This window comes from uncultured Limnohabitans sp. (genome assembly GCF_937889215.1).
In the GTDB taxonomy this organism is placed as follows: Bacteria; Pseudomonadota; Gammaproteobacteria; order Burkholderiales; family Burkholderiaceae_C; genus Limnohabitans_A.
The window spans coordinates 1-8,808 of sequence record NZ_CALBEX010000263.1 but is presented as its reverse complement, the minus strand read 5'-3'; the positions used below and the strand labels follow the sequence as shown (position 1 = coordinate 8,808).

The 8,808-nt window shown below is 61.3% G+C and carries 9 protein-coding genes; 4 read left to right on the top strand and 5 right to left on the bottom strand.

Going from position 1 to position 8,808, the window contains the following annotated elements:
* The 4 genes from Q0341_RS06725 to Q0341_RS06710 all read right to left on the bottom strand — a co-directional run.
* Positions 1–1,093: TRAP transporter large permease (locus tag Q0341_RS06725; RefSeq protein WP_299511408.1), on the bottom strand; the 1,093-nt coding region annotated here is incomplete at its 3' end.
* A 21-nt stretch (positions 1,094–1,114) separates the two neighbouring features.
* Positions 1,115–1,636: a TRAP transporter small permease gene (locus Q0341_RS06720; protein WP_299511405.1), complete on the bottom strand. Its 522-nt coding sequence runs from the start codon at positions 1,634–1,636 to the stop codon at positions 1,115–1,117.
* A gap of 106 nt (positions 1,637–1,742) precedes the next feature.
* Positions 1,743–2,774: a TRAP transporter substrate-binding protein gene (locus tag Q0341_RS06715; protein WP_299511402.1), complete on the bottom strand. Its 1,032-nt coding sequence runs from the start codon at positions 2,772–2,774 to the stop codon at positions 1,743–1,745.
* 226 nt (positions 2,775–3,000) lie between these two features.
* The gene (locus Q0341_RS06710; protein WP_299511400.1) at positions 3,001–3,537 is read right to left on the bottom strand and encodes a peroxiredoxin-like family protein; all 537 of its coding nucleotides are present in this window, start codon (positions 3,535–3,537) and stop codon (positions 3,001–3,003) included.
* 89 nt (positions 3,538–3,626) lie between these two features.
* On the opposite strand from Q0341_RS06710, the gene Q0341_RS06705 reads away from it, so the two are divergent.
* Positions 3,627–4,394 carry an AraC family transcriptional regulator gene (locus tag Q0341_RS06705; protein WP_299511398.1) on the top strand — a complete coding sequence of 256 codons (768 nt, stop codon included), beginning with the start codon at positions 3,627–3,629 and terminating at the stop codon, positions 4,392–4,394.
* Positions 4,395–4,457: 63 nt separating this feature from the next.
* Here Q0341_RS06705 and dapD read toward each other — a convergent pair whose 3' ends face one another.
* Positions 4,458–5,435 carry a 2,3,4,5-tetrahydropyridine-2,6-dicarboxylate N-succinyltransferase gene (gene dapD / locus Q0341_RS06700; protein WP_299511396.1) on the bottom strand — a complete coding sequence of 326 codons (978 nt, stop codon included), beginning with the start codon at positions 5,433–5,435 and terminating at the stop codon, positions 4,458–4,460.
* A gap of 171 nt (positions 5,436–5,606) precedes the next feature.
* On the opposite strand from dapD, the gene Q0341_RS06695 reads away from it, so the two are divergent.
* From Q0341_RS06695 to Q0341_RS06685, 3 genes are all read left to right on the top strand, one after another.
* On the top strand, positions 5,607–6,485 hold the full coding sequence (locus Q0341_RS06695; RefSeq protein WP_299511394.1) for a MaoC family dehydratase N-terminal domain-containing protein: 879 nt from the start codon (positions 5,607–5,609) through the stop codon (positions 6,483–6,485).
* 58 nt (positions 6,486–6,543) lie between these two features.
* Positions 6,544–7,701: an acyl-CoA dehydrogenase family protein gene (locus tag Q0341_RS06690; protein WP_299511392.1), complete on the top strand. Its 1,158-nt coding sequence runs from the start codon at positions 6,544–6,546 to the stop codon at positions 7,699–7,701.
* Positions 7,702–7,713: 12 nt separating this feature from the next.
* On the top strand, positions 7,714–8,808 hold a 1,095-nt coding region (locus Q0341_RS06685), incomplete at its 3' end, for a CaiB/BaiF CoA-transferase family protein (protein WP_299511390.1).

The window sequence follows — 8,808 nt, the reverse complement described above, 5'->3', positions numbered from 1 at the left end:
CGGGGGGCAGGCCAAAGTCCAGGGCCGACACGATCGGGAAGAACACCGGAATGGTCAGCAAGATCATGGACAGCGAGTCCATGAAACAACCCAAAATCACATACAGCACCAAGATCGCCGTCAGCACCAGCAAAGGGCTCACGCCCCATGAGGCGACAGCCGCTGCAGCTTCTTGCGGCAATTGAGACAAGGCCAAAAACGTGTTGTAAACGCCGGCACCCAGCACGATCATGAAGATCATGGCCGAGGCTACGGCCGTGCCCAGCAGCGCACTGCCCAACGTTTTGCGGTTCAGCCCGCCATTGAGCCAGGCCGCAAAACCGGTGCCAAACGCGCCCACGGCTGCACCCTCGGTGGGCGTGAAAATGCCGCCATAAATGCCGCCTACCACCAGCAAAAAGATCAGCACCACTGGCCACACGCGCCATGTGGCTTGCAAGCGCTCTTTCATGGGCACAGGTGGCAAGGTGCCCATCTCGTGGGGACGCAGGCGGGCATAAATGGCGATCACGATCACATAACCCAGCGCTGCCAAAATGCCCGGAATGAAGGCGGCCAAGAACAATTTGGCGATGTTTTGCTCGGTCAATATGGCGTAGATGACCAGCACCACCGAGGGCGGAATCAGGATGCCCAGGGTGCCACCAGCGGCCAAGCAAGCCGTGGCGATGCCGCCCGAATAACCGGCCCGCTTGAGCTCAGGCAGCGCCACCTGGCCCATGGTGGCCGCCGTGGCCAGCGAAGAGCCGCAAATGGCGCCAAAGCCCGCACACGCGCCCACCGCCGCCATGGCCACACCGCCTTTGCGATGACCTATCCAGACCTCGGCGGCTTTGAAAAGCGCCTTGGACAAACCGCCCAAAGCGGCAAACTGGCCCATCAGCAAAAACAGCGGAATGACCGACAGCGAGTAGCTGGAAAAGGTGCTGTAAGTGACCTGCTTGAGTTGGTTGATGATGGGCGTGACGTTGCCAAAAATCAGGTAGGCCCCGCCCAGGCCGCACAGCATCATCGACAAACCGATTGGGATGCGCACAAAAATCAGCAGCAGCAAAACCGGGAAAGACCACAGCGCCAGTTCAATCGTGTTCATGGGCAAAACTCCTGCTGGGGGTCAGTGGCCAATGGGGCCGGAAACTTGCAAGTCTTCGCCGGGCTTGGCCAACCCCAGCTGCATCAAAATGTGGCCCAAATAGGTGATGCAGCCAAGCACTGCACCGACCAAGCACAAAGCAAAACCCCACCACAATGGCATTTGCAAAATGAAGGTGGTTTCGTTGTTGGCGTATTTGTCTACCAAACCTGCCCACAGCCGCCATGTCAAAAGCAGCCAGACCGCCAGCATCAACACATCACTGAGCAGACGGATAAAGCGCTGCCAATTGGCCGACATGTGCGAATACAGCAGGTCCACGGTGGCATGCCCGCCTTGCAGATAGCACCAGGGCATGAAAAAGAAAATGGCCACGCCCACACCCATTTCCACCAGCTCGTAGTCACCCGGCACCGGTCCCAAACCCATGCCGCTGAAGCTGCGCCCGATCACACTGACCACCACCAGCAAGGTCAGCAGCGTCAGCAAGAAGCCACCGGTCAAGGCACTCCAGCGGGCCATTCGGTGAATGATTGCCATCATGGACAAAGTCTCCGGGGATTTGGGGGGCAAGCCAGCCCCGCACTAGACAGAAAAAACCCGCCGACCAGCGGCGGGTGTTGAGCGGGCCCGTGGGCACCGCATGGCATCACTTGCTGTGCTTGGCAATCAATTCGCGGGCATCGGACAACAGCTTGTTGCCATCGATGCCCTTGGCGCCGACTTCTTTGACCCAGTCATCGGCCACCACGCTGGCCGTACGACGCCAGCGCTGAGTCTCAGCGGCGTCCAGGGCCACAATGTTGTTGCCTGCTTTCTGCGCAATGGCACGGCCCACCTTGTCGCCCTCGTCCATGGCGCGGCCAAAGAAGGCGGCAGTTTCCAGGCCCGAATTCTTGTCAATCACTTGCTTCAAATCGGCGGGCAGCTTGTCGTAAGACGCCTTGTTCATCGACACCGCAAAGGTCGAGTTGTACAAGCCATTGGCACCGTAGAAGGTGGTGTGGTTCTTGACCAACTCATGCACTTTCAGGGCTGGACCGACTTCCCAAGGGATGGTGGTGCCCTGGATCACGCCCTTGGACAAAGCTTCGGTCACGGCCGGCACTGGCATGCCCACTGGGGTTGCGCCGAGCTTGGTGAGCATGTTGTTGATGATGCGCGAGCCGCCACGGATCTTCATGCCTTGCAAGCTTTCCAAGCCGGTCACCGGGGTTTTGGTGTGGAACAAGCCTGGGCCGTGGGTGTGCACGGCGATCAGCTTCACGTCCTTGAATTCGTCGGTAGCGTTCTTTTGCACGTATTCCCAGAGCGCCTTGGAAGAGGCTTCGCCCGTGGTGGTCAGGAAAGGCACTTCAAACACTTCGGTCTTGGGAAAACGACCGGGTGTGTAGCCCAAGACCGTCCAAGTCAAGTCCACGATGCCGTCTTTGGCTTGGTCAAACAACTGGGGTGGGGTGCCGCCGAGTTGCATGGTGTTGAAAATCTGCACCTTGATGCGACCACCGGACTCGGCTTCGACCTTTTTGGCCCAAGGCACGATGGCTTTGGCGGGAATGGTGGCTTGAGCCGGCAGCATCTGGTGAAAACGCAGGGTGACGGTCTGGGCCTGCGCGGCGCCCGCAAAAGCCGTTGCACCCAAAAGGGCCAACACGGTACGGCGTGGGATCAGGTGAAACATGGGGTGCTCCTGGTTATGTTTTATAAACAAATGACAACCTCTTATGCTACCCACATCGAGCGCTTTGCCTATCAGGGTTTTACCTTGATGCCCCCGGCACCTTGCCTTGAAAAGAGAACTTAAATGCTGGTTTTGAATCGCCAAGCCAGCCGCCGCAGCTGTGTGCGAACCCGATGGTTAAGGTGGGTCGCATGATCCGTGCGGTGGTGGCCTGTGCGAGCACCCTTCAAACTGCGCCGGTGTATTCGCCCCGTGCAGGGTAGTTCTTGGCCAAGGCGAAATCGATGGCGCCCAAAAGGTCGGCGAATTGTGGGCGTGCAAACGGCATGGTCTGTACCGCACCGTAATACAGCGTGCCGTCTGGGCGCAAGAGGTAAACCGCTGGCTCCGAGAACAGGGCGGGCTCTTCAATGCCAATCGAGGTCATGCCGCGTGAGGTGCTGATGTACAGGCCCCATTGGCGCGCCACATCCAGGGCCAAGCCGTAGCCCATGCGCAGTTCGGGCATGTTGATTTTTTGGGCCATTTGCTCCGCCCGGTCTTGGTTGTCGCTGGACAGCGCCAACACTTTCACGCCGCGCTTTTCAAACTCAGGCACCAGGCGGGCCAGCTCCAGCAAGTACTTCATGCAAATGGGGCAATGCAGCCCACGGTAAAACACCAGCAAACTGAAATGCTCTGGCGAGTCGGTGGCCATATCGTAGGGGCCGTGTTGCAAGGTGGGCACCTGCAAAGCAGGGGTGGTTTGGCGGGGCATCAACATGGGGGACTCCTGAATCAAAAGGGTGAATCCTGCATTGTGTTTGTCTTGGTGCAACAATAAGTGCTGTTTCATTTGCTTTAAATACAAAAATGCCCGCACCTCGATTGGACCGACTGTCTGCCTTGCTGGAAGGCTTGGCCCCTCGCGTTTGGCTTTGCGAGCAGCCACTAGGCTTTGCGCTGCACATTTTGGTTCAGCAGGGCGAGGCAGACGCAGACGGCGCGCTTGACCTGCAACACATGCACTTGTTGGTTTGCCCGCCCCGCACCAGCGAGCAAGCCTTGGCGCGGGTTCAAGCCACGGGCAAGACGTGCTGGATGAGTTTTGAAGTGGCCTTGGACGGCCCCGTGGCCCCCGTCTTCTTGACCGAGTTCTTGCAGCCTTTGGCGATCGACTTGGCCCACGCCGATGCTTCGTTGGCGCAGATCGTGCAGTTGATCTTGATGGAAATGTCGGCCACCCGTTGCGGGCAGCCCTCATGGATGAACCGGGCGGGCGACATTTTGTTGATTGGCCTGATGCGCCATTTGGTGGCACAGCCCCAAAAAACCTCGGGCCTGTTCACCGCCTTGGCCAACCCGCGCATTGCCAAAACCTTGGTGGCCATGCATTCAGATGCCGCCAAGCCCTGGACCCTTGAGGCGCTGGCCGAAGAGGCGGGCATGTCGCGCACCACTTTTGTGAACCAATTCAAGCAACTGATGCAGATCTCTCCTGGCAAGTACCTGGAGAATTTGCGTTTGGCCCTGGCCCAACGCCTGGTGGCCAACGGCTTGGGGCTCAAGCAAGTGGCGCACAAAACGGGCTATGCCAGCGCCTCGACTTTGTCACGCGCCATGGGGCGGGTGGCGGCCTGAGGTGAGCCTTTGGGCATCAATCGGGCCTGGCCCAAGCCACCAACCCGAACCCTACTGCCGGCTTCAGTTCTTGTGCAGCTCAGCGTTCAACTCGCCCCAGCTCTTGTTGCGCGGAATGGCGTGCAGCGCGCCGGACTGTGAATCGCGGCGGAACAGGATGCCGTTTTTGCCGGACAGTTCTTTGGCTTTCATGACCGAGCCGTCGGGCAGCTGAACGCGGCTGCCGCCGGTGATGTAGCAACCAGCTTCCACAATGCAGTCGTCGCCCAGCGAGATGCCGATGCCAGCGTTGGCACCCAGCAAGCAGCGCTTGCCCACTTTGATGACTTCTTTGCCGCCACCCGACAGCGTGCCCATGATGGACGCGCCGCCGCCGATGTCGCTGGCGTCATCGACTACCACGCCCGCGCTGATGCGGCCTTCGACCATGCTCGCGCCCAGCGTGCCGGCATTGAAGTTGCAAAAACCTTCGTGCATGACGGTGGTGCCGCTGGCCAGGTGTGCGCCCAGGCGCACGCGGTCGGCGTTGGCAATGCGCACGCCCGACGGGATCACGTAATCGGTCATTTGTGGGAACTTGTCCAAGCCCTTGATCTCGAGCACGCGGCCAGCGCCACGGGCTTTGAGGCGGGCGGCGGGCACATCGGCCAGGGCGCAGGGGCCGAAGTTGGTCCAGGCCACGTTGGGCAGCAGGCCAAAGATGCCGGTCACGTTAGCGCCGTGTGGCAACACCAGGCGGTGGCTCAGCAGGTGCAGGCGCAAATAGGCGTCGTGGGTGTCGGCGGGCGCGTCGGCCAGGCTTTTGATCTCGGTACGCACGGCCACCACGGTGGCGTTGCGCACGCTGCAGGCCACCAGGGCCTGGGCCACGTCAGCGCCCAGTGCCGCAACGGCTTCGGCCTGGGTCAGGCGGGTGCTGCCGCTGGCGGCGACATCGGCCGCCAGTTCGGGGGCCGGGAACCAGGTGTCCAGCACGGTGCCGTCAGCGGCGATGGTGGCCAGGCCCGTGGCGCGTGCGCCGGTGGTTTGGATAGTGCTCATGCTTGTGCTCCGCAGAAAGCCCCGGCCAAGTGGGCCAGGACGGAAAAATCAAAGAGTCTGATTATCGGGCAGATACAGAAAGGGAAAGGGAAGAAAGCTGGCGTTGCATTTCCAGGCCAGGTGTCCACAGGCCGACAGCAAGCCCCCGCGATCTGCGCGAAGATACCCTGCATGAACAGCTCACTCCTTGATGCCACCCAAGTGGCGCACCTGCGCAACTGGGAAGGCCGCAGCGAAACACTGACCGACGAGATCGTGGCCGCCCCGCTGCGTGGCCAAAGTGCCTTGCTCGACCGCGATGACGCCCGCCAAACCGCGGACAGCGAAGTGCCGCCGCTGTGGCACTGGCTGTACTTTTTGCCGCAGGCCCCACAAAGCCAGATCGGGCCGGACGGCCACCCCTTGCGTGGTGGCTTTTTGCCGCCCGTGCCACTGCCGCGGCGCATGTGGGCCGGGGGCCGCCTGCAGTGGCAAACCAACAACCCCTTGTGCGTAGGTGACGCCGCACAAAAGCATTCGCGCATCGCCTCGGTCAAGCACAAGGCGGGCCGCACGGGTGACCTGTTGTTTGTCGAAGTCGAGCACGCTTTCAGCAACGTCCAAGGCCTGTGCCTGACCGAAACCCACGACATCGTGTACCGCGCTGCGGCTGTGCCCGGCGCGCCCGAAGTGCCGCCCACCGAGGCCGAAACCGGCGCGCCTTGGCAGCGCGAGTTTGTGCCCGATCCGGTGTCGCTGTTTCGTTATTCGGCGCTCACCTTCAACGGCCACCGCATCCACTACGACCGCAGCTACGTCACGCAAGAGGAAGGCTATCCCGGCCTCATCGTGCACGGCCCGCTGATCGCCACTTTGTTGGTGGACCTGGTGCGCAGGCAAGTGCCTGAGGCGCGTGTGGCTTCGTTCCAGTTCCGTGCCGTGCGCCCCATGTTTGACCTGCACCCTTTGCGCTTGAACGGCCGCCCGTCTGCCGATGGCAAGACGATTGATTTGTGGGCCTGCGACCACGAAGGCTGGCTCACCATGCAAGCGCAAGCCACCTTGGCCTGAAGGCACGCAGAGGCCACACTCGGGTTCATATTTATCAGCTTCCCATCTTCATCACGCCATGCACGCCCCCGACCCATACCAAGACATCCGCGACGCGGTGCGCGCCCTGTGCGCCCAGTTCCCTGACGAGTACCACCGCAAGATCGACGAAAAACGCGGCTACCCCGAAGCCTTTGTCGACGCCCTGACCAAAGCCGGCTGGATGGCCGCGCTGATCCCGCAGGCATACGGCGGCTCGGGCCTGTCCATGGCGGAGGCCTCGGTCATCATGGAAGAGATCAACCGCTCGGGGGGCAACTCGGGCGCGTGCCACGGCCAGATGTACGTCATGAATTCCATCGTGCGCAGCGGCTCTGACGCGCAAAAAAACACGCTCTTGCCCAAGATCGCCACCGGCGAGTTGCGCATCCAGTCCATGGGCGTGACCGAACCCACCACCGGCAGCGACACCACCCAACTCAAAACCACCGCCATGCGCAAAGACGGCCGCTGGGTCATCAACGGCCAAAAGGTCTGGATCTCGCGCATCCAGCACAGCGACCTGATGATTCTGCTGGCCCGTACCACGCCCGCTGACCAGGTCACCAAGCGCTCCGAAGGTTTGTCGTGCTTCCTGATCGACCTGAAGCAAGCCATCGGCAACGGTCTGACCGTGCGGCCGATTTTGAACATGGTCAACCACGAGACCAACGAGCTATTCTTTGACAACCTGGAGATCCCCGAAGACGCGCTCTTGGGCGAAGAAGGCAAGGGCTTCAATACCCTGCTCGACGGCCTGAACGCCGAGCGCGTGCTGATCGCTGCCGAGTGCATTGGCGACGGCTACTGGTTCATCGACCGCGCCACGAAATACGCCAAAGACCGTGTGGTGTTTGGCCGCCCCATTGGCCAAAACCAGGGTGTGCAGTTCCCGATTGCCGATGCTTTCATTGAGCTGGAAGCGGCCAACCTGATGCGCTGGAAAGCCTGCGAAAAAATCGACGCCATGCAAAACGCCGGGGCCGAGGCCAACATGGCCAAATACCTCGCGGCCAAGGCCAGCTGGGAAGCGGCCAACGTCTGCCTGCAAACGCACGGCGGCTTTGGCTTTGCTTGTGAATACGACATCGAACGCAAGTTCCGCGAAACCCGCCTGTACCAAGTCGCCCCGGTCTCGACCAACATGATCTTCAGCTACGTGGCCGAGCACATCCTCGGGCTGCCCCGCTCCTTTTGACATGACCGTGACATGACCGCACCAAGACCCCTTGACGGCATCACCGTCGTCTCACTCGAACACGCGATTGCCGCGCCCTTTTGCACCCGTCAACTGGCCGACTTGGGCGCACGCGTCATCAAGGTCGAGCGCCCCGGCGCCGGCGACTTTGCGCGGGCCTACGACACGCGGGTGCGCGGCCAAGCGTCGCACTTTGTGTGGACCAACCGCTCCAAGGAAAGTCTGACGTTGGACCTCAAAAACCCCGACGCCATGGCCGTGTTGCGTGAGCTGCTCAAGGATGCGGATGTGTTGGTGCAAAACCTCGCGCCCGGCGCAACGGCCCGCATGGGTTTGTCCTTTGAAGCACTCAGCCCCACTCACCCAAAGTTGATCGTCTGCGACATCTCTGGCTACGGCCAAGACGGCCCTTACCGTGACAAAAAAGCCTATGACTTGTTGATCCAGAGCGAAGCGGGTTTGTTGTCCGTGACCGGCACGCCCGAGGCCCCGTCTAAGTCGGGCAATTCCATGGCCGACATTGCGGCGGGCATGTACGCTTACACCAACATCCTGTCGGCGCTGCTCTTGCGCGGCAAAACCGGCCAGGGCAGCCACATCGACGTGTCCATGCTCGAAGCACTGGCGGAGTGGATGGCTTACCCGCTGTACTACGCCTTTGAAGGCGCTGCGCCCCCGCCCCGCACAGGCGCTGCGCATTCCAGCATTTATCCCTACGGCCCCTTCGCGGTGGGCGATGGCGGCACCGTGATGCTGGGCTTGCAAAACGAACGCGAGTGGAAGGTGTTTTGTGATGTTGTGCTGGGGGATGCTGCGCTGTGCAGCGATGCGCGCTTTTGCACCAACGCTTTGCGCAACGAACACCGTGCAGAACTGCAGCAATTGATTTGGGGCGTGTTTGTCGCCATGACCACACCCGAGGTGGAGGCGCGGCTGGACCAAGCCCAAATTGCCAACGCCCGCATGAACGACATGGCTGGCGTGTGGGCGCACCCGCAGCTCAAGGCGCGCGAGCGCTGGCACAGCGTGGGCTCGCCTGCAGGCGACATTCCGGCCCTGCTGCCGCCCGGGCGCAACAACCGATACGACTACCGCATGGACCCCGTG